The following is a 20,892-nucleotide window of genomic DNA, read 5'->3' as shown; positions in this document are numbered from 1 at the left end:
ATCCTAAATTTTATCTAAAACGAAAGCTATCTGCACAATAGGCAAATACAAAAAGGACCCAAACATAATGTTCATCGCCGCCTTGTTGGTACAAGTGCGCATAAGATGGAACGTTTGAGCCAGAAACAACACCCCACATATAACAGCGATCAGCGCTGATGTTGCACCAGTCATCCCAAACTGCAGCGGCAGTAAGCTTAGCGGAATAAGCACAAGGGTATAGATCATAATCTGAAAAGCAGTTTTCAGGTTCTTACCACCTTCCATTGGAAGCATTTTGAATCCTGCTTTCTTATAATCTTCATCCAGTACCCAGGCAATTGCCCAGAAATGTGGAAACTGCCAAATAAACTGTATGCCGAATAAAATCCAGGCCTCTACACTCACTACGCCTGTTGCGGCTACCCAACCGATCAATGGCGGTAATGCTCCAGGTATAGCACCAACAAAAACGTTGATAGGGCTGATACGCTTAAGCGGCGTATATATAAAACCATAAAGAACGAGTGACAACAAGGCAATAGCTGCTGTCAATGTGTTAAAGAAGCTCGCTAAAATAAATAAACCGCCAACTCCTATCAGCGCGCCAAAAATAGTTGCTTCAGTTACACTCAGTGTATTGGTTGGAAGCGGCCTGTTAGCAGTGCGCTTCATTAACTTGTCCAGGTCTTTTTCCAGTATCTGGTTCACAATGTTGGCTGCGCCAGTGACCATTAACCCACCCAGCATGACTAATGCTATCTGTATCCAACTTCCACCCGGATGTCCTAGTATATAGCCTATAGCACTTGAGAAAGCTACTGTAAAACTTAATCTAAACTTCAGAAGCTTAAAATATGCTGATGCCTTTTGTGCCATATTGGCTAGAGACAGTACCGATTCTGATCTATCTGTAATCATTAGCTAAGAACCACTACCGGTTTTTCAACCGCCTTTTTGGAGGCGTAGTAATAAAAAATTAATATCAAGAACTGAACGCCGAATAGTAAGGTAGCTATCGTCAAGTGCAACGGTTGCAGGAAAGCTGGTATGGCAAAATAAGCCATAATCACCCCAAAAGCTATTTCAGCAACCAGTAACACTAGCATCCAGTTCGTCATCATACTCAACTGGCGATCTCGTAGCTTATAGATTAAATAAGCCATATAAAGATGAAGCACCAGTAACAGGATTGAAAAAGATCGGTGGATATAAAAACTCGAACCAAGTTGGTCTACCCAAAGATCCCTGTTGCTACCATTCATTTCGAAGGCAACAATATCCACTTCTTCACGCACTTGTGTTCCAATTAGTATCTGAACAAAAGTAGCAGCAGCTACCAGCCCAATAACAAAGAACATTTGCTTCGAAGCATCAAATCGTGGTACGATAAAAGCAGACTGCGAACGAATCACCGCATACTGCAGTAAGGCTACAAGCACCAGCGCCAGCGCCATATGGATTGTAATAGTTACTGGTAGCAGGTTTGTAGACACGACTATCGAGCCCAACCACCCCTGTATTCCAACTAGTACAAAGCTTAAGAATGAGAGGTAGAAAACAGGCTTGTCTGTTTTCAGGTAAGGTATAGCATAAAGCACTGTCAGGAATATCAATATTCCAATCACAGCCCCTACCAAACGATTGATATATTCTATCCACGTTTTCGTCACATTGAAATCTGTTTCAATGTGTTGAAGCGGGTGATCTCTCAGTTCGCCTGCTGCTTTGTCAAAACCTATGTTATCCAGAAACCCTGCCAGTCTCTTGTTTTTTTCTACACGCTGTTCTTTGTAGACTTCCAGATAATCGTCTGGCAATTGGCTAACATCAGTTGGAGGAACCCAACTGCCAAAACACTTGGGCCAGTCCGGACATCCCATTCCTGAGCCCGTGCTTCGCACGATTCCTCCAACTAATATTAGAAAGTACACAGCTAACACTGTAAGTACTCCAATATTTCTAAACCTTTTGTATGGAAAAGATTTATCTGTCATTTAAGCTATTCTAAATCCCTCTCGTACGGCAGGTTCGAAGACTGCGTCTGAGAGAAAGGTACGTTCTGTGGGATGTAGTCCTCAGCAGCACCTGGTTTGCTATAATCGTAAGGCCATCTGTATACTGTTGGGATCTCACCAGGCCAGTTACCGTGTCCTGGATTAACAGGTGTTGTCCACTCCAGTGTGTTTGAGTGCCATGGGTTAGCAGTAGCACGACGACCTTTGAAGATGCTGTAGATAAAATTGAACAGGAAGATCAACTGCGCAGCAAAGCCCATTATAGCAGCGATACTGATAAAGCTGTTCAGGTCAGTAAATGTATTGAATGCATCAAAGCCTGTCCAAGAGTAATATCTTCTTGGGAAACCTGCTATACCGATGTAGTGCATTGGCATGAATACCAGGTAAGCAGACAGGAATGTTAACCAGAAGTGAACAAAGCCTAGCTTTTCGTCCATCATACGACCGAACATTTTAGGGAACCAGTGGTAAATACCGCAGAACATACCGAAGAAAGCAGCCGCACCCATTACAAGGTGGAAGTGAGCAATTACAAAGTATGTATCGTGCAACTGTATATCTAATGCAGAGTTACCCAGGATAATACCTGTCAAACCACCCGAGATGAAGAGCGATACGAAGGCAATCGCAAACATCATAGCAGTTGTGAAACGGATGTTACCTCTCCAAAGCGTAGCCAACCAGTTAAATACTTTTACCGCTGATGGTACTGCAATGATTAGTGTCAGGAACATGAAGACTGATCCCAGGAACGGGTTCATACCTGTCACAAACATGTGGTGCGCCCATACTACAAATGATAGCAATGAGATACCTAACATCGAACCAATCATGGCTCTGTAACCGAAGATTGGTTTACGAGAGTTAGTAGCGATTACTTCGGAAACAATACCGAATGTTGGAAGGATTACGATATATACCTCTGGGTGACCAAGGAACCAGAACAAGTGCTGGAACAAGATCGCGCTACCACCAGTATGTGCAAGAGCCTCACCAGCGATATAGATATCAGAAAGATAGAAGCTTGTGCCGAAGCTACGGTCAAAGATCAATAGCAATGCAGCAGAGAACAGAACCGGGAATGAAAGTAGACCTAAGATAGCAGTCAGGAAGAAGGCCCAGATAGTAAGGGGCAACTTCGTCATCGACATACCTTTTGTTCTAAGGTTAATGACAGTTGTAATGTAGTTTACACCACCAAGCAACTGAGACACGATAAACAGTGCCATACTCACAAGCCACAGTGTCATACCCATAGCTGAGCCTGAAATTGCCTGAGGAAGCGCACTTAGTGGAGGGTATACTGTCCAGCCACCACCTGCAGGGCCTGTCTCAATGAACAGGGAAATAAACATGATCACACTTGCCAGGAAGAAAATCCAGAAAGAAAGCATGTTCATGAAACCAGATGCCATGTCACGGGCACCAATCTGCAGCGGAATCAGGAAGTTACTGAAAGTACCACTCAGGCCAGCCGTTAGCACGAAAAACACCATGATGGTACCGTGCATGGTTACCAATGCCAGGTAAAATTCCGGGTCTAGCTTACCATTTACGATCCAGTTGCCCAAGATTGGCTCTAGAAAAGTAAAAGTAGCTTCAGGCCAGCCAAGTTGTAGACGGAAAATAATAGATAGGAAGCCACCTACAAAGCCCCAGAAGATACCCGCAAAAAGAAACTGCTTTGCAATAACTTTGTGGTCCTGGCTGAAGATGTACTTCTCAAAGAAGTTTTGGTCATGATGATGATCATGCTCGTCGTGAGCGTGATGAACATCCTTATTTAGAGAGATATCTGTACTCGACATTGTTGATATTGTTTAATGCTACAACTCTGTTTTTACTTCTTCTGCACTCTTCTCAAGCACCACCTGATCTTTTGAATCATGCGTGAACTTTGTTAGAAGCTGTGGATTTTGCTCGATAAATGGTGTTTGTGAAGCTAACCACTCCTCGTACTCCTCAGGTTCATCAACCACCAGGATAAAGCGCATTGCAAAGTGACCACGTCCGCAGATCTCAGTACAAGCCACTTCATAGTTGAATTCAGAGTTTCCGGTTTCAGATCGCATCTCAGCCGTTGTTTTAGTAGGTACAAACCAGAATTTGGTTGGCATACCTGGCACAGCATCCATCTTCACGCGGAAATGTGGTAAGAACACACTGTGGATTACATCACGAGAGCGGATTTTCAAAAGCACTGGTTTACCTTTTGGCACGTGGATCTCACGTGGCATAAAGTCATCCATTGCATTTGGATCACTGAAATTCACACCCATTTCATTTGTAGCATCGATGAAGTTAACACTAGCTTCACCCAATTTACCATCTGCACCTGGGTAGCGAACCAACCAGCTAAACTGCTTACCCATCACTTCCACTACAACGGCGTCGGCTGGTGCTGCACTTGTGATATTTGCCCATGTTTTCCATCCGGCAAATACTAACAGAGCCATCACAACAGCAGGAATCATAGTCCAAATAATCTCTATCTTGTTGTTGTGTGGGTAGTAATAAGCACGCTTATCATCCTTATGCTGATATTTATATGAATACCAGAAAAGTAGAATCTGCGTGATTACGAATACTATACCGATCACGATCATGGTAGTCCAGAACAGACTATCAGTCCAGGCGCCATGCACAGAGGCAAGCGGCTGGTTCATGTTTTCCCATGAATCGGCAAAGGACCAGGCGAATGCAGCACCTCCTCCAATAAGGAAGAGGAGCAGCAACAGGCTGTTTACTTTGTTACTTGTTTTGGTGGTTCCGACAGCACGCTGTGTCGATCCTCTAAAGATGGAGGCTAGCGTCCCGATCCTGAATAAAAGGAACAGGATAACTAATAACAGGACTATGGATAAACCTATGGCGAACGTAATCATTATATAACGCTTTTAGTGTGATCTCTAAACATGATGGTGAACACTCTCTTCCAGGAATGGGTGATTTACCGGCACCAGCGAAGCTTTGGCCAAACCTTTTGTAAAGGTTAGTAAGAATACACCCAAGAAAATAAGAGTAGTTCCGATCTCAATAAATCCAATAGTTGCATCAGTACGCATTGTACCTGGCATCATCATCAGATAGAAGTCTAACCAGTGACCAATCAGAATTGCAATCGTAACGATTTTCAGCATGATCATCTGACGCTTCGCATCTCTTGTCATCAAAACAAGGAACGGGAATGCAAAGTTTACAATAAGATTAGTAAAGAAAATCCACTTGAAGTGTCCGCCATTACCACCTAGTCGCTCAATAAAGTAGATTGATTCCTCAGGAATGTTTGCATACCAGATTAGCATGAACTGTGAGAACCAGATGTACGTCCAGAAGATAGAGAACGCAAATACAAACTTGCCTAAATCGTGCAGGTGGTTTGCATTAACCATTTTCAGGTAACCATTCTGCTTCAGGATTATCACTGTCAATGTGATTGCTGCCAAACCAGATACCCACCAGCTTGCAAACACATACCAGCCAAACATTGTAGAGAACCAGTGTGTGTCAATTGAAAGTACCCAGTCCCATGCTGATGTAGAAGAAGTAACGCCGAATACTACCAGGAACATCGCAGAAATACGAATGCTTTTGTGATAGTAGGAAGTACCACCATTCAGGTCTTCATTCAGAGAGTTTCTTCTCAACCAGTTGAAGAAGAGAATCCAAAGAACGAAGTAAGCAATCATTCTGATCAGGAAGAACCAGAAATTCAAATAAGGGGCTTTACCAGCGATGATTGGGTCATATCGCTCGTCGTTCAGATCGTAAAGATAGTCATGCGTCCAGTGGAAAATATCGTGACCACCTAGCAGGAAAACGATCAGCATTACAGCACCACCTATAGGTAGATAGTAGCCCAATGCTTCAGGTATACGCTTAATCAGTACAGACCATCCGGCATAAGCCACATACTGTACCGCAATGAAAAATACACCTACAAGTGCTATACCTGTGAAGTATACGTTATTTAACCAGAGGTTTACATAAAGCCTTTTGAGCCAAGAGGCTGCTTCATGACCAGCTGCTGCTGCCTCCCCATGCCCTTCAGCATGATGCGCATCGCCTCCGCCCATGGCAGCAATGATGATTCCAGCTATAAGTAGTACAACACCTATAGCTATCATTAAGAAAAACTTGTTATTCGTTTTTCTGGAAATGATGAGTCTTTCTTCTGTCATTATCCTTGTGATATTATGCCTTAGACTTAGTTATTAGGTGTAGTACCTGATTCTTCTGTAGTTTCCGCTTCATCAGCTGCAGGTGCCGGTGCTTCACCACCCTGTAACTGCTGCACATACATTACAATTTTCCAACGTTCAGTCGGGTTAACCTGTGAACCGTGCGGCATCATACGACCACGTCCGTTTGTAATAACATGGTAAATATGACCTGCCGGAAGTTCAGCAACACGTCCTGCTGAGTAGGATGGTACACCTTTGAATTTCTGTCCAACCAAACCTTGGCCATCACCCTGGTCTCCATGGCATGAAGCACAAAAGCGAGTGTACAATACCTGGCCTTCTGCTAAGTGCTGGTCATTGTATTCGAGTGGATTTTTCAGCTCTACACCTGCTACTTCAGCTTCGTCTTTCGACAGGTACATGTTATAACCCATTTTGCCACGGGCTACTGTACCTTGAGCTGGCTCACGCATGTTCATACCGCCCGGGTTGTAAAGGTTTTCTTTTACCTGAGAGTATGGATCCAGCGGTATAGAGTGATACATGTCTGGAGCAAACTCAAGACCTGGATCTTTTTCATTGCTACAGGCTACCAGCATTGCGCCTGAGAATAGTACGGCAGAGGCTTTAATACCTAAATTTAATAGACCTTTCATTATTTGATTACCTCCTTCTCGTTAACTTCAATTGCGCCGTTAGAACGAAGTAGATCGTTCAGTGCATTCATATCAGTCACACCTTCTGTAACCTCAATCGCCATTACAAACTTGTCGTCTGTAGAGCGTTTGTCAAAAACATTCACCTTAAAGGAAGGCTTCAGTTTTGTGACAATGAAGAAGGTGATCACCATACCGAATGCAGCACAAAGAACGGTAAGTTCAAAAGTTACTGGAATAAATGCTGGTAACGCGATGTGCGGTTTACCACCAATGATCATTGGCCAGTCGAAACCCAGCATCCAGATCTGCATCCAGAGGGCAAAGGAAGTTCCGAACAAACCGCAGAAGAATGCTACGATTGGAAGTCTTGAACGCTTGATACCTAATACATCATCGATACCATGGATAGGGTACGGCGAAAAAACTTCGTAAATTTTAGTACCGGCAGCCCGGACGTTCTCGATGGCCTGCAGCAGGACATCCTCATCATCGTAGATACCTAGAACGAATTTTTTAGTCATTGCTATGGATGTGTATTAGTGTGCGAATCCTTATCAGTACCGTGCATTGTGCCATGTGGATGGTGTTTCACCTCTGAAGATGACTTCAGGATGGCTTTTACCTCCGCCATGTTCACAACAGGGAAAAACTTGGCAAACAATAGGAAGAGAGTAAAGAACAAACCGATTGTTCCTACATAGATACCAATGTCGATGATGGTTGGAGAGAACATTGCCCATGAAGAAGGCAGGAAGTCTCTGTGCAGCGATGTCACGATAATTACGAAACGCTCGAACCACATACCGATGTTCACGAAAATCGTGATGATGAAAGTAGCGGTTAGGCTTCTTCTGATGCTTCTGAACCAGAATAGCTGCGGTGTAATTACGTTACAAGTCATCATAGCCCAGTAAGCCCACCAGTAAGGACCGGTTGCACGGTTGATGAATGCGTATTGCTCGTATTCCACACCTGAGTACCAGGCAATGAAGAACTCAGTGATATAGGCAACACCTACAATTGAGCCCGTCAGGATGATTACCTTGTTCATTGACTCCACGTGCTCCAACGTGATGTAATCTTCCAGTTTGAATACTTTACGTGTGATGATCATCAGCGTAAGTACCATTGCGAAACCAGAGAAGATCGCACCTGCCACGAAGTATGGAGGGAAGATAGTCGTGTGCCAGCCTGGGATTACTGATGTTGCAAAGTCCATCGATACGATCGTGTGTACAGAAAGTACCAGTGGAGTAGCAAGGCCTGCAAGAATCAGGGATACAGTCTCATAACGAGACCAGGCTTTGGCGGAACCAGTCCAGCCAAATGAAAGGAATGCATAAGCTCTGCGGGAGATTGGTCCGGTTGCTCTGTCACGGATGGTAGCAAAGTCAGGAATCAGACCAATATACCAGAATACAAGCGATACAGAGAAGTAAGTGGAGATCGCAAATACGTCCCAAAGGAGCGGTGAGTTAAAGTTAACCCAAAGTGAACCAAATGTGTTTGGCAATGGAAGTACCCAGTAAGCCAGCCAAGGACGGCCCATGTGCAGAACCGGGAACATCGCGGCACAGATTACAGCGAAGATTGTCATCGCTTCCGCTGCGCGGTTAATCGAAGTTCTCCATTTCTGACGGAACAGGAGAAGGATAGCTGAGATCAGCGTACCGGCGTGACCGATACCTACCCACCATACGAAGTTGGTGATATCCCATGCCCAACCTACAGTTTTGTTAAGTCCCCACTCCCCGATACCGTACCAAAGTGTACGGTAAGTGGAGTAGATGAAAATAGCCAGACCTACAAGAGCTACAGCAAGGGCAGCGGCCCAACGTGCGTTGGGCTTGGCCTCCACCTGTCTGCAGACATCTTCGGTGATATCGTGGTATGTTTTACCCCCCGTTACCAGAGGCTCTCTTATCGGAGATACGTGCTGCATAGCGCTATCTAATTTATAAATTAAGCTAAGTTTCTAATTTTTGTCAGGTAAGTCACGTTAGGCTGTACGTTCAGTTCTTCCAGTACGTGGAAGGCACGCTCGCCTTTCTCACGGGCTAGCAACTCAGATACGCGGCTCTTAGGATCCAGCATGTCACCGAAGACAATGGCATCTGTAGGGCAAGACTGGGCACAAGCCGTCACGATCTCACCGTCCACTGGTCTTCTGTTCTCACGCTTGGCTTCCAGTTTGCCTAGCTGAACACGCTGTACGCAGAATGAGCATTTCTCCATAACACCACGCGAACGAACTGTTACGTCTGGATTCAACACCATCTTACCAAGGTCGTTGTTCATGTTGAAGTCGAACTTATCGTTGTTAGCGTAAGCAAACCAGTTGAAACGACGAACTTTGTAAGGGCAGTTGTTTGCGCAGTAACGAGTACCTACGCAGCGGTTGTAAGCCATCTGGTTAATACCTTCAGAGCTGTGCATCGTAGCAGCTACCGGACACACAGTCTCACAAGGAGCGTGATTACAGTGCTGGCAAAGCATTGGCTGGAAGATCACACTTGGATTCTCCGCCGGATCCTCCATCGTCTTATAATCTTTCTCTTCGTGCTCTACTGCGCTGTAATAACGGTCGATACGCATCCAGTGCATTTCGCGACGGTTTAGTACCTCCTGCTTACCTACTACCGGAATATTGTTTTCTGCCTGGCAGCTCACTGTACAGGCTCCACAGCCAATACAAGAGTTCAGGTCGATCACCATACCCCAGTGGTGGTTCTTGTACTCGTAATCCTCCCAAAGAGAGATAGCAGCTGGCTTTGCCGGACCTTCGTGCGTAGCAATGCGAATATATTCCGTTACCTCTTTCGGGTTTTTCTGATAGTTCGCCAGTGTATTTTCCTGTACTACCAGACGATCCATGATTGTATGGTGCGTCTGCATCTGGGCGATCTCTACAGTAGAGCCTGTCTTCTCCAGCTGTACAGCACCTGCAAATAGGATAGCGTTATCAGCTACCGTAGCGATAGGGAAAGCATTAGCACCACGCCCTTTAGCTGTTGGCATAGAGTCTAGCTCACGGCCGTAGCCCATCGCTATACCTACTGTACCTTGTGCCTGTCCTGGCTGGATCAGCGCTGGAAGCTCAAGTGTTTTACCATTCGCATATGTTACCTTCAGCACGTTACCTTGTACTACACCCATTTCCTCTGCCATGCGGCGAGGCATTGTTATGTAGTTATCCCAGGTAGCTTTGGTGATCGGGTCAGCCATTTCCTGTAGCCAAGGGTTGTTAGCCTCAGCACCAGTACCGATTGCAACTTTTTCGTAAACAACAGCCTCAATTCTGCCACCTGCAACTGCTCTTGGAGCTCTGCCAGCTGCATCAGCGGCTGTCATCGTGCTTGCATTACCTGTGTTAAGAGCCAGCATGCTTGTACCGTTCTCCATTACGCCATCATGCACAGCTTTCTCCCACTGCTCGTCTGAGCTAGCAGCACCTTTTCTCCAGTTGTTGCGGATGTAATCGTAATAAGATGTGTTGTTTCCGCTCCAGGCCAGTAAGCTGTCCTGTACCTGGCGTGTCATAAAGATTGGGCTGATTACTGGCTGTGAAAGGCTCAGGAAGCCTCTTTTCGGCTCGTAGTCGTTCCAGGACTCCAGGTAATGGCTGTCTGGTGCAACGTAGTCTGCAAGCGCAGCAGTCTCTTCCACTCTTTCTGCGAATGAAACTTTCAGTCCAACTTTAGCCAGACCAGTTTTTACTTGCTCAGCAAGTGGGTGATCGTATACTGGGTTTGCATTGTAGAAGAATACTGCTCCTACACTGCCATTGTTCATTTCTTCAATCAGACGCAGCATCTGCGCATCGTTACCCTGCTTCAGGAAGTATGGAGAAGCTGTATCGATGGTAGTACCCTCTGCACCAATTGTTCTGTTGATTGCTGTAACCAGCGTCTGGACAGCCGGATCATTAGATCCTGATACTACCAGAGCACGTCCATTATTTGCACGCAGGTCTCTGATCGCATTCTCAAGTGCTTTCTTATCAACGTTAGCCGGAGCATTTACACCTTGGCCGGACAATCCATTATAGATCGCAGTTACGATCGCCAGTTCTTCAGAAGGCTTGATCGGAACACGTACGTCAGCATTGGCACCAGTCAACGACATAATTGTCTCGAACTGGTAGTGACGTGACATATTTGGCTTGTCAGCAGATACTTTTCTGTTTTGAATGTATTGCTTAGCGAAAGGAGTTGGAGCAATCCAGGTTCCTAGGAAGTCAGCGCTGATGCTTACAATAATGTTAGCTCGGCTGAAGTCGTATCCCGGAACTGTGCCACCGTTTGCGCCAATCAGGGCGGAAGCGGAGTTGGCATCGTATACTACATGCTCAAAATTACCCAGTCTTGAACCAAACTCATTGATAAGCTGCTTGGTTGAAGGGCTGATCACTGTAGAGGAAACAAAAGCTACTTTGCCATTTACATTTGAAAGAGCGGCACGTATTTCGCTGTCTACCTGCTCCCATTTAGCCTCTTTGCCTTTGATAAGCGGTGTACGCAGTCTGTTGTTGTCGTACAGGCTAAGTACAGATCCCTGAGCTTTAGGGCTAGTACCCATTGGGGTTAGTGTTGAGCTTGGGTTTGGCTCTACTTTAATTGGACGGCCTTCACGTGTCTTAACCAACACGCTATTATAGTCACCGCTGTTATAATAAGTAGTAGCATACCAGTTTGCCACTCCTGGCTCAACATCAACCGGCTTGTTCAGGTATGGAATTGCCTTTCTTACAGGAGCTTCACATGAAGCCAGTGTAGCGGCAGCCAGACCAAAACCTAGCAGTTTTAGGAAGTCCCTTCGTGGAGCAGTCATACCAGTTGACTCACTCTCGCCTTTGGCTTCGTTTATCGGCAGGAATTCTGGAAACTCGTTATGAGCGTTTTTCGCGAATTCAGGAGTATTTTCAAGCTCCTCTATTCCTTTCCAGTATTTTATTCTGTCTTGCATATTATATCTAGAAAACTCGAATCCTTAATTTTTAATAATTAGTAGTGGCACTTAGAACACTCTGCACCACCGTTTGATGACACAGTGAAAGCACTCTTCGTTGTTGACTCGTGCAATTTCACCAGGTTGTCATAATATGCATTTCCTTCTGTGTTAAGAGGAGTTTCACGGTGACAGTCAATACACCAGCCCATTGTCAGCGGCGAGTACTGATACACTACTTCCATCTCCTGAATAGGACCGTGGCAGGTCTGGCACTCAACGCCACCCACTTGAGTGTGCTGGGCGTGGTTGAAGTAAGCCAGGTCAGGCAAGTTGTGAATACGCACCCATTCGATAGGCTTATTACGCTCAATAGCTCTGTATATCTTCTGAATTTCAGGTGATTCTGTCTTGATCTGGCTATGGCAGTTCATACAGATATTAGCAGAAGGGATACTGGCACTCTTGCTTTCATAAACAGTAGAGTGGCAGTAGTTACAGTCGATCTGATGCTCGCCTGCGTGCAGCTTGTGCGAGAAGGCGATCGGCTGTGTCGGGGCGTAGCCCTGCTGTATACCGACACCCATTGCTTTTTCAAGCGCCAGGTCCAGCAGCACGATCACAAAGATCAGTACTACCAGCGTACGTACGGCTTTAGACTTGTATATCTTAGAGAAGTCGAAACGCTGATTTACAATTTCAGCATCGTACTCATCAAGTTGCTTGTTCTTGTTCAGGTAGTTCTTTAGTACTGATGTGATCAAAAGAAGGGTCACAACCAGCACGATCAACACAATGATCAGTACTACCAATACAATGTCCAGGTAACCACCGATTGCACCAACTGCGTCAGTACCAACGTTTTCGCCTGGAGCAGCCTCTGTACCTCCTGCAGGACCAGTGGTCTCAGCTGCGGCAGTTTCAGACGCCTTGATATAGGCCAGCATCGATACAATTTCCTCATCAGAGAAATTAAAGGAAGGCATCGCCTGCTTATTGAACTGGTTGTAAACCGCGATTGCGTCTTTATCACCAGAGGCGATCAAAGCCTGCGAGTTCTTGATCCAACTGATCAACCAAGGCTGCGTTCTGCGCTCATTGACGCCTTTCAAACCAGGACCAACTACTACATCGCTTCCCACAGAGTGACAAACAACGCAGTTGTTCTTATACAGGGACTCGCCTGCACTTACAATACCTGCATCATCTACAGGCAGACTTGCGCCTTGTGCATAACCTGTAGTCGACACTCCAAAAGAGGCCGCCAAGGCAAACAAGAAGGCAATCAAGAATTTGGTTTTTGCTCTTTGTATACAGCTAATCATAGCCAGGACGCTTGTGTTTAGTATAATGGTGAATTTACTTTACGGGCACAAATCTACTACCTGAAACCCATTAATCAAATATTATATGCTTATTTTTACCCCTATACACAATAACCCATTCAGTACAATCATCCGTAGAGCATTTTCTGCATTATTTTATCAGAATCACCTTTTTTATTTAAAATTATTCTAAATAAGACAAGTTTTCCCTACGCCTTTTTGTGCCAAATTATCCTATTCTCTCTTGCTTAATCCGCATTCTATTCAGCATCCACCTTTGAACTCATAAACCGCTGATTTTGTTGTCGTTACCATTTATTTAATTTTCATCTCATTTTCCCTCACCCAACTCGCCCGTTTTATAAGTTTCAGGTACACCTTATTATATATAGGTTAATCATTATTGTTAAGTCCTATTGGCGTCTCATGTTATTACAATCCCGTTGACCGAGCTGATTGCAATACCTGGTGACGAAAGTGCTTTTGATCATACATTTATTTTGGTGCAAGTTTTTGTATTACAGAATCATTGCTGTATATTTGCACCCTAAAACAAAAAAATTCTCATAACCAAATGGAATTAAAAAATTACGAAACGGTCTTCATCTTGACGCCTCTGTTGAACGAGACGCAGATGCAGGAAACGGTCGAGAAGTTCAGACAGGTGCTTAAGGAAAATAGCGCCGAAATTATCCACGAAGAGAACTGGGGTCTACGTAAGCTTGCTTACCCAATCCAGAAGAAATCTACTGGTTTCTACCACCTCATCGAGTTTAAGGCTCCATCTACTGTAATTGATGTGCTTGAGCTGGCTTATCGCCGCGACGAAAAAGTTGTTCGCTTCTTAACTACTGCACTTGATAAGCACGCAATTGCTTACAACGAGCGCAGAAGAAAAGGCGAGTTTAAATCACAGGCTAAAAAAGAGGAGGTTAAAGCATAATGAGCCTAGTTAACGAAAGAGTACACAAACAAGAAAACCGTCAGAAATACTGCCGCTTCAAGAAGAGCGGTATCAAGTATATTGACTACAAAGACGGTAACTTCCTGCTTAAGTTCGTGAACGAGCAGGGCAAGATTCTTCCAAGAAGACTGACAGGCACTAGCCTGAAATTCCAGCGTAAAGTGTCTCAGGCTGTAGCCCGTGCACGCCACTTGGCTATTTTACCTTATGTAACTGATTCTTTAAAATAAGGAGGGACAAACATGGAAGTTATACTTAAAGATGACGTTAAGCACCTTGGTTACAAAAACGATATCGTTACTGTAAAGCCAGGTTATGGCCGTAACTACCTGATCCCTCAGGGTCTTGCAGTTTTGGCTGACAAAACGAACAAAAAAGTTCTGGAAGAAAACATGCGTCAGGCTGCTCACAAAGTTGAGAAGATCAAAAACGACGCACAAGAACTTGCTAACAGCATTGGAGATATCACACTGGAAATCCCTACTAAAGTAGGTGAAACTGGTAAGATCTTCGGTTCGGTTACGACTAACCAGATTGCTGAAGCTCTGAAAGCTAAAGGTCACGATGTAGACCGTAAGCGCATTTCTTTCGATCAGGAAGTGAAAACTGCTGGTGAGTATACCGCATCGCTGAACCTGCACAAAGAAGTGAAGCACCAGATCCGCTTCAATGTAGTAGCTGAGTAGTCTTAGCAATCACATAAAAAAAGCGCCCTGCCCTAAAAGCAGGGCGCTTTTTTTATTACGCCTTTCCGGTTAATTTGCGCTATACCTATACCTATACCTATACCTATACCTATACCTATACCTATACCTATACCTATACCTATACCTATGTTCCGGACTGAAGTACATGTACCCGCCAGCGGCCTTGACCTTTCCTTACAGGATGGTATCATGACTATCGGTTCCTGCTTTGCTGAGGTAATAGGCAGGCGGCTGCATGATAGCAAGGCGCAGGTGGTGGTTAATCCGTTTGGGACCATCTTTAATCCGCTTTCAGTTAGCAAGCTGCTCCGTGGCGCTATAAGCCAGCAAAGAGACTTTGATCAGAACCTGGTGCAGCACAATGGAATCTGGTATGCTTATGATCTGCACTCCTCCCTCTCCTCCCCTAACCGGGACGAACTGCTAGCTACCATTACAAATCTTCTGGACACTACCCGCACGGCACTGCAGCAGGCCAAGCTTTTGATTATCACATTAGGTACAGCTGTAGGTTATCGTCTGCTAAGTTCAGGTGAGGTGGTTGCAAATTGTCATAAAATACCGGCCCGCAACTTTAACCGTGAGCTTCTTCCGCTCCATACCCTGCAGCAGGACATGGAAAGCACGCTTGAGCAGCTGCAGCTGTTCAACCCTAAGCTGCAGGTACTACTGACAGTGAGTCCGGTGCGACATATCAAGGAAACTATCGAGATCAACAGCGTGAGTAAGTCCATATTGCGGGTACTATGCCACCAGATGACGACGAATCAACAGGTACGGTATTTTCCTGCCTACGAGATCATGGTTGACGACCTGCGCGATTACCGTTTCTATGGGCGCGACATGGTGCACCCGACAGAAGTAGCGGAAGACTACATCTGGGACAAGTTCGTGCAAGCATACCTGAGTCAGGAATTCAGAGATTTTCTGCAGGAATGGGAGAAGATCAGGCGAGCCTTATCCCATCGTCCTTTTCATACCGCCTCTGAAGCACACCAGAAGTTCCTAAAAAACACGATTGATCAGTTACAGGCCCTTAGCCGCAGGTATAGCATTGATACCGCCGCAGAAGAGCAAAGCATTACACAGCAACTGATAGTATAATAATACTGGAGTTGTCAAGCTCCCCTACTCCTTTCTTTCTTCATTCGAGATCCGGATGCCCCAAGCATACTTTTGTAAGTCTTGCCCGTAGGTATAGAGTGCTAACAGCCTGCAAAAGAAATGACGATGGCCAAAGACAGAAATCCAAACAGACTGATCAATGAGAGTAGCCCTTACCTACTACAGCATGCCTATAACCCGGTGGATTGGTATCCATGGGGTGAAGAAGCACTCCTGAAAGCAAAGCAGGAAGACAAACCCTTACTCGTAAGCATCGGCTATGCCGCCTGTCACTGGTGTCATGTGATGGAGCATCAGTCTTTTGAGGACCCGAAAATTGCGGAGGTGATGAACAAGCACTTCGTGTGTATTAAAGTGGACCGGGAAGAGCGGCCTGATGTGGACGCGGTGCACATGGATGCCCTGCAGGCGATGGGCTTACGTGGTGGATGGCCTCTCAATGTATTCCTGAACCCGGACGGAAAGCCTTTCTATGGCGGCACATATTTTACGCCACAGCAATGGGTAAACTTATTACTCAACATCGCCGATGCCTACAAGAAAAACCGGCAGGAGCTTGACCATTCGGCAGAGCAATTTGTACAGCACCTCAATACCAGTGAATTAGCCCGGTTCGGCCTGCAGCAAAGTAAATCGAAAGCAAGTGAGGAGGAGTTTGAAGAGCTGTACCGCAATCTGGCAAAGCAGTTCGACAAAAAGCACGGGGGGCTAGGCAATGCTCCAAAGTTTCCAATGCCAGCTAATTACCTGTTTCTGCTCCGCTACTACTATCACACCCAAAACGAGGCAGCACTGAAGCACCTGAATCTCACATTGCATGAAATGGCCTATGGCGGCATTTACGACCAGATCGGTGGTGGATTTGCCCGCTACTCGGTTGATGAGAAATGGCTGGTGCCACATTTCGAGAAGATGCTTTATGACAACGGACAGCTGATCACGCTTTATTCAGAAGCTTATCAACTTACCAAGGAACCGATTTACAAAGATGTTGTGTATGAAACGATTGCCTTTGCAGAACGTGAACTGATGAGCGAAGAAGGCGGGTTCTATTCATCGCTTGATGCTGACAGTGAAGGAGTGGAAGGCAAGTTCTATGTGTTTACGCGCAAAGAGCTGCAGGACCTGTTCAAAGAAGAGGAGCCTATTCTGGCGAAATACTACCATGTGACTACGACCGGCAATTTTGAGCATGGGCAGAACATCCTGCACCGTCGCATCAGTGATGAGCACTTTGCTAAAGAAAACGAACTGGAGCTGGAGGTGCTGGAGGAGATGGTAAAGACCTGGAAAGAGAAGTTGATGGAAGTCCGCTCCCAGCGCATCCGTCCAGGCCTGGATGACAAGATCCTCTGCTCATGGAACGCTATTATGCTCAAAGGCCTGGCTGATGCTTACTATACCTTCGGCAACAAGCACTTTCTGCACCTGGCTGTCCGTCATGCTGATTTTATACTGCAGCACCTGAAACAGGGCGGGAAGCTATACCGGAACTATAAGAAAGGCACAGCTTCTATTGACGCTTTCCTGGAAGATTATGCGCTACTGATCTGGGCACTGATCCGGGTATATGAGATTACCTTTGACGAGAAATACCTGCAGGGGGCAAAGCAGCTAACGGACTATACCTTAACCAACTTCTTTGACGAGCAGGAGCAGCTGTTCTTCTTCACAGACCAAAACGCCGAAAAGCTGGTGGCCCGCAAAAAAGAGTTGCTGGACAATGTGATTCCTTCCTCCAACTCCGTTATGGCCACAAACCTATACCTGCTGGGGCTTTACTCTGATGAGGAGCGCTACCAGCAACTCTCCGACACGATGCTGTCGCAGGTAAAAGAGTTGGTTGTAAAAGAACCGGGCCACATGGGCAATTGGGCCAGCTTATACTTCCACAAACTGCAGCCTACCGCAGAGGTAGCCATTGTGGGACATTTGGCACCGGAGATGCGATCAGAGCTAAGCTCGTTTTACATCCCAAACATGTTGCTGGCAGGTACTGAAAGCCATAGCGAGCTCCCCTTGCTGAAGGTTCGTAGCGCCATCAATGGAAAAACGACAGTGTATGTCTGCTATAACAAGACTTGCCAGTTGCCAGTGCATACGGCGGCAGAGGCGCTGGAGCAGTTGCAGAAAGGCAATAGCGAGTCCCCTAAGTTTCCGTCGCTATAGGTATAGCGAAACCTTGCTGTAAAATCAGGAATGTGCCCTTATGGCTTGTACTATGGTCATGAGACAGGTATAGCTATACCTTCCTGAAAGCCTTCGGGATTTACATGCTTTTTTGCGACATTTGCATGTACAACCTATACCTGCGCCCTTGTCTGAGTTACTCAATTTCAATTACCCGCCAGAGCCGGCCGTAGACCGCGTCACCCTCTTTGCCGACGTGATTCTGCCCTTGCCGTTGCCGAAGCTTTATACCTACCGCATCCCCTTCGAAATGAACGACGAGGTGCTGGTGGGCGTACGGGTTATTGTGCAGTTCGGGGCTAAACGGATACTCAGCTGCATTGTGGCCGATATCCACGAAAATGCCCCTGCCGACTATCAGGCCAAGTATATTCTGGATGTGCTGGATGACAAGCCGATCGTTACAGCTCCACAGCTCAAGTTGTTCCGTTGGATAGCGGACTACTACATGTGCACCATCGGGGAGGTGATCAATGCGGCGCTTCCCTCGGCGCTCAAGCTTAGCAGTGAATCGCGCATACAGCTGCACCCACACTTCAATCCTGAAGAAGACGATATACCTTTAGCATCGCAGGAGGTCAAAATCATCTATGCCTTGCAGCAAAATCCGGCGCTTACCTTTACCGAAATAGGCAACCTGCTACAGGTGAAGAGCTACCATAAGTACATCAAATCGCTGATCCAGAAAGAAGCGATCATTATATTTGAGCAGGTGAGCGACCGTTTTTCTCCTAAAGTGGTGAAGAAGATCCGTCTGACCGAGCATTTTGTGCAGGAAGAGGGGATGCTGGAGGAGTTGTTCAACCAACTAGCCACCAAGCCCAAGCAGCTTGACATCCTGCTCAACTACCTGCAGAAAGTGCCGGTGCACCAGAATATCCACCTGAATACGGCAGGTATAGAGAAAAGCGCGCTGGCAAACAACCCGCACCTTTCCAAGTCCTCTATCGATTCGCTGATCAAAAAAGGCGTGCTCGAGCAGTTTGACCAGATCATTTCCCGCTTTCCCGTGGATAATACGGTGCCGCTACAGCCCATGAAGCTGTCAGAGCACCAGGAGCAGGCTAAGGACGAGATACTGGGTCTTTTTAAAGAGAAAGACACGGTGCTGCTGCACGGCGTAACGGGCAGTGGTAAAACAGAGGTATACATCGACCTGATCAAGCATGCGCTGGAGGCAGGCGGACAGGTGCTATACCTGCTCCCCGAAATTGCGCTAACCGCTCAGATTGTGACGCGCCTGATGAAGGTGTTTGGCGATAAGCTGGGCATTTACCACTCCAAATTCTCTGACAACGAGCGGGCTGAGGTATGGCAAGGTGTGCTGTCTGGCCGTTTCCAGATGGTGGTAGGCGTCCGCTCAGCAGTGTTCCTGCCTTTCCACAACCTGTCGCTGATCATTGTCGATGAGGAGCACGAGCCTAGCTACAAGCAGTACGATCCGGCTCCCCGCTATAACGCCCGCGAAACCGCTTTGATGATGGCGCACCTGCAGGGGGCTAAAACCCTGCTCGGCTCTGCCACACCATCCATTGAGACTTACTACAACTGCAAAACAGGCCGTTGGGGACTGGTAAACATGCACAAACGCTTCGGTGAGGCTCAGTTACCGGATATTGAGTTGATCAATGTGCGGGAAGAGCAGCATCGCAAGAATATGCACAACCACTTTTCGGGCAAATTGGTCACCGCCATTGAGGAACGGCTGGCGCGACACGAGCAGGTGATTCTGTTCCAGAACCGTCGTGGCTATGCTCCATTTATCAGCTGCGACGAGTGCTCCTGGATTCCAAAGTGCCGAAACTGTGCTGTGAGCCTCTCCTACCACAAGTATAACAACGAGCTTCGCTGCCACTACTGCGGCTATCACGAGCGCATGCCACACGACTGTCCGGCCTGTGGCGCTACCACGCTCAAAAGCATGGGCTTCGGTACCGAGAAGGTGGAAGATGACCTGAAGCTGATGCTGCCCAACGCAGAGGTACAGCGCATGGACCTGGACACGACAAAGAAAAAGAACAGCTATCAGCAGATCATCGCCGACTTTGAGAGCGGCAAAACGAATGTGCTGATCGGTACCCAGATGGTTACGAAGGGCCTGGACTTTGAGAATGTGAGTCTGGTAGGTATACTCAATGCTGACAGCATCATCCACTTTCCTGATTTCAGGGCACATGAGCGGGCTTATCAGCTGTTTGTGCAGGTGAGTGGCCGTGCCGGTCGTAAGGGCAAGCCGGGCACAGTACTGATCCAAACCCGCGACCCGCTCCAGCCGATCTTCCGCAAGGTGCACAGCAACGACTATACCTCCCTGTACGAACACGAAATAGAGGAGCGCATGCGCTTTGGCTACCCTCCTTTCACCCGCATGATCCGCATCACAGTGAAGCACGCCGACGAGAAAGTCTCCGAAAATGCTGCCATTGTGCTGGCGAAGGATTTGACGGATCAGATGGGAACGCAGCTGGTGCTGGGACCTGAAGTACCATACATATTCAAGATCCGGAATCTTTTCCTGAACGAGATACACGTAAAGCTGCCGCGGGAGAATGTAAACCTCAGAGCTGCCAAACAGGCGATTGCCAAGGTAATCCAGCAACTGTATCTCCTGCCTGATTTTAAGGGGGTAAGGGTGGTTGCGGATGTAGATCCGGCTTAGTGCTCTCTTAATCTAATATTGGTGACTGCTATACCTGCGGAGTAGCTGTTACTAAATCTACTCTGGTGCAGGTATATTAACAGAAAGTATGGATTAGAACTTTCCAGAATCACTAAATCCTGATTAAACGAA

Annotated in this window: 17 protein-coding genes; 6 read left to right on the top strand and 11 right to left on the bottom strand. The window is 46.5% G+C overall.

Translation table 11 applies throughout. The annotated features are described in order from the left end of the window. Positions 1-3 precede the first annotated feature (3 nt). The 10 genes from cyoE to I0P70_RS02295 are packed head-to-tail and all read right to left on the bottom strand — an operon-like array spanning position 4 to position 13,079. Entirely contained in the window at positions 4-900 is an 897-nt protein-coding gene (cyoE, locus tag I0P70_RS02340; protein ID WP_196114579.1) for a heme o synthase, read from the bottom strand. Beyond that, entirely contained in the window at positions 900-1,976 is a 1,077-nt protein-coding gene (locus I0P70_RS02335) for a heme A synthase (protein ID WP_196114578.1), read from the bottom strand. The genes cyoE and I0P70_RS02335 overlap by 1 nt, the downstream gene beginning before the upstream one ends. Before the next feature lie 5 nt (positions 1,977-1,981). Beyond that, positions 1,982-3,808 carry a cbb3-type cytochrome c oxidase subunit I gene (locus I0P70_RS02330; RefSeq protein WP_196114577.1) on the bottom strand — a complete coding sequence of 609 codons (1,827 nt, stop codon included), beginning with the start codon at positions 3,806-3,808 and terminating at the stop codon, positions 1,982-1,984. Positions 3,809-3,826: 18 nt separating this feature from the next. Continuing rightward, complete coding sequence (locus I0P70_RS02325; protein WP_196114576.1) at positions 3,827-4,885, bottom strand: cytochrome c oxidase subunit II; 1,059 nt, start codon at positions 4,883-4,885, stop codon at positions 3,827-3,829. A 24-nt stretch (positions 4,886-4,909) separates the two neighbouring features. Then, the gene (locus tag I0P70_RS02320; protein WP_007652676.1) at positions 4,910-6,181 is read right to left on the bottom strand and encodes a hypothetical protein; all 1,272 of its coding nucleotides are present in this window, start codon (positions 6,179-6,181) and stop codon (positions 4,910-4,912) included. A gap of 26 nt (positions 6,182-6,207) precedes the next feature. After that, positions 6,208-6,840, bottom strand: coding sequence for a cytochrome c (locus tag I0P70_RS02315; RefSeq protein WP_196114575.1), 633 nt, complete (start codon positions 6,838-6,840; stop codon positions 6,208-6,210). Continuing rightward, positions 6,840-7,364 (bottom strand): DUF3341 domain-containing protein, encoded by a 525-nt coding sequence (locus I0P70_RS02310; RefSeq protein ID WP_076420272.1) that lies wholly within the window; start codon positions 7,362-7,364, stop codon positions 6,840-6,842. Before I0P70_RS02310 ends, I0P70_RS02315 begins: the two co-directional genes overlap by 1 nt. A gap of 2 nt (positions 7,365-7,366) precedes the next feature. Beyond that, positions 7,367-8,785: an NrfD/PsrC family molybdoenzyme membrane anchor subunit gene (nrfD, locus tag I0P70_RS02305; protein ID WP_196114574.1), complete on the bottom strand. Its 1,419-nt coding sequence runs from the start codon at positions 8,783-8,785 to the stop codon at positions 7,367-7,369. 20 nt (positions 8,786-8,805) lie between these two features. Then, positions 8,806-11,808: a TAT-variant-translocated molybdopterin oxidoreductase gene (locus I0P70_RS02300; RefSeq protein WP_196114573.1), complete on the bottom strand. Its 3,003-nt coding sequence runs from the start codon at positions 11,806-11,808 to the stop codon at positions 8,806-8,808. Between the two features lie 38 nt (positions 11,809-11,846). After that, positions 11,847-13,079, bottom strand: a complete 1,233-nt coding sequence (locus I0P70_RS02295; RefSeq protein ID WP_196114572.1) for a c-type cytochrome — start codon at positions 13,077-13,079, stop codon at positions 11,847-11,849. Positions 13,080-13,689: 610 nt separating this feature from the next. Here I0P70_RS02295 and rpsF point away from each other — a divergent pair. Genes rpsF through rplI form a run of 3 tightly spaced genes read left to right on the top strand, consistent with a single transcriptional unit; the run spans position 13,690 to position 14,765 of the window. Then, a complete protein-coding gene (gene rpsF, locus I0P70_RS02290) occupies positions 13,690-14,058 on the top strand; it encodes a 30S ribosomal protein S6 (protein WP_007652664.1) in 369 nt (122 codons plus the stop codon). After that, positions 14,058-14,309, top strand: a complete 252-nt coding sequence (gene rpsR / locus I0P70_RS02285; protein ID WP_007652662.1) for a 30S ribosomal protein S18 — start codon at positions 14,058-14,060, stop codon at positions 14,307-14,309. Before rpsF ends, rpsR begins: the two co-directional genes overlap by 1 nt. A gap of 12 nt (positions 14,310-14,321) precedes the next feature. Continuing rightward, the gene (rplI, locus tag I0P70_RS02280; protein WP_196114571.1) at positions 14,322-14,765 is read left to right on the top strand and encodes a 50S ribosomal protein L9; all 444 of its coding nucleotides are present in this window, start codon (positions 14,322-14,324) and stop codon (positions 14,763-14,765) included. A 32-nt stretch (positions 14,766-14,797) separates the two neighbouring features. On the opposite strand, the gene I0P70_RS02275 is transcribed toward rplI, so the two are convergent. Next, entirely contained in the window at positions 14,798-14,977 is a 180-nt protein-coding gene (locus tag I0P70_RS02275) for a hypothetical protein (protein ID WP_196114570.1), read from the bottom strand. Between I0P70_RS02275 and I0P70_RS02270 the strand changes: the two genes are divergently transcribed. The 3 genes from I0P70_RS02270 (at position 14,976) to priA (ending at position 20,760) form a co-directional block, all read left to right on the top strand. Then, the gene (locus tag I0P70_RS02270) at positions 14,976-15,890 is read left to right on the top strand and encodes a GSCFA domain-containing protein (protein ID WP_196114569.1); all 915 of its coding nucleotides are present in this window, start codon (positions 14,976-14,978) and stop codon (positions 15,888-15,890) included. The genes I0P70_RS02275 and I0P70_RS02270 overlap by 2 nt on opposite strands. 126 nt (positions 15,891-16,016) lie before the next feature. Next, entirely contained in the window at positions 16,017-18,080 is a 2,064-nt protein-coding gene (locus I0P70_RS02265; protein ID WP_196114568.1) for a thioredoxin domain-containing protein, read from the top strand. Positions 18,081-18,228: 148 nt separating this feature from the next. Further along, complete coding sequence (gene priA / locus I0P70_RS02260; protein ID WP_196114567.1) at positions 18,229-20,760, top strand: primosomal protein N'; 2,532 nt, start codon at positions 18,229-18,231, stop codon at positions 20,758-20,760. Positions 20,761-20,892 lie beyond the last annotated feature (132 nt).

The organism is Pontibacter sp. FD36 (assembly GCF_015686655.1).
In the GTDB taxonomy this organism is placed as follows: Bacteria; Bacteroidota; Bacteroidia; order Cytophagales; family Hymenobacteraceae; genus Pontibacter.
The sequence above is the reverse complement of the archived record's forward strand: the minus strand, read 5'-3'. Positions and strand labels throughout refer to the sequence as shown.

What these genes read in the sequence shown, in the direction of transcription:
- I0P70_RS02335 (WP_196114578.1), bottom strand. Translation starts at nt 1,976, where the DNA reads ATGACAGATAAATCTTTTCCATACAAAAGGTTTAGAAATATTGGAGTA.
- I0P70_RS02300 (WP_196114573.1), bottom strand. Translation starts at nt 11,808, where the DNA reads ATGCAAGACAGAATAAAATACTGGAAAGGAATAGAGGAGCTTGAAAAT.
- I0P70_RS02315 (WP_196114575.1), bottom strand. Translation starts at nt 6,840, where the DNA reads ATGAAAGGTCTATTAAATTTAGGTATTAAAGCCTCTGCCGTACTATTC.
- I0P70_RS02325 (WP_196114576.1), bottom strand. Translation starts at nt 4,885, where the DNA reads ATGATTACGTTCGCCATAGGTTTATCCATAGTCCTGTTATTAGTTATC.
- I0P70_RS02310 (WP_076420272.1), bottom strand. Translation starts at nt 7,364, where the DNA reads ATGACTAAAAAATTCGTTCTAGGTATCTACGATGATGAGGATGTCCTG.
- rplI (WP_196114571.1), top strand. Translation starts at nt 14,322, where the DNA reads ATGGAAGTTATACTTAAAGATGACGTTAAGCACCTTGGTTACAAAAAC.
- I0P70_RS02265 (WP_196114568.1), top strand. Translation starts at nt 16,017, where the DNA reads ATGGCCAAAGACAGAAATCCAAACAGACTGATCAATGAGAGTAGCCCT.
- I0P70_RS02270 (WP_196114569.1), top strand. Translation starts at nt 14,976, where the DNA reads ATGACTATCGGTTCCTGCTTTGCTGAGGTAATAGGCAGGCGGCTGCAT.
- I0P70_RS02330 (WP_196114577.1), bottom strand. Translation starts at nt 3,808, where the DNA reads ATGTCGAGTACAGATATCTCTCTAAATAAGGATGTTCATCACGCTCAC.
- nrfD (WP_196114574.1), bottom strand. Translation starts at nt 8,785, where the DNA reads ATGCAGCACGTATCTCCGATAAGAGAGCCTCTGGTAACGGGGGGTAAA.
- cyoE (WP_196114579.1), bottom strand. Translation starts at nt 900, where the DNA reads ATGATTACAGATAGATCAGAATCGGTACTGTCTCTAGCCAATATGGCA.
- I0P70_RS02320 (WP_007652676.1), bottom strand. Translation starts at nt 6,181, where the DNA reads ATGACAGAAGAAAGACTCATCATTTCCAGAAAAACGAATAACAAGTTT.
- rpsR (WP_007652662.1), top strand. Translation starts at nt 14,058, where the DNA reads ATGAGCCTAGTTAACGAAAGAGTACACAAACAAGAAAACCGTCAGAAA.
- I0P70_RS02275 (WP_196114570.1), bottom strand. Translation starts at nt 14,977, where the DNA reads ATGATACCATCCTGTAAGGAAAGGTCAAGGCCGCTGGCGGGTACATGT.
- rpsF (WP_007652664.1), top strand. Translation starts at nt 13,690, where the DNA reads ATGGAATTAAAAAATTACGAAACGGTCTTCATCTTGACGCCTCTGTTG.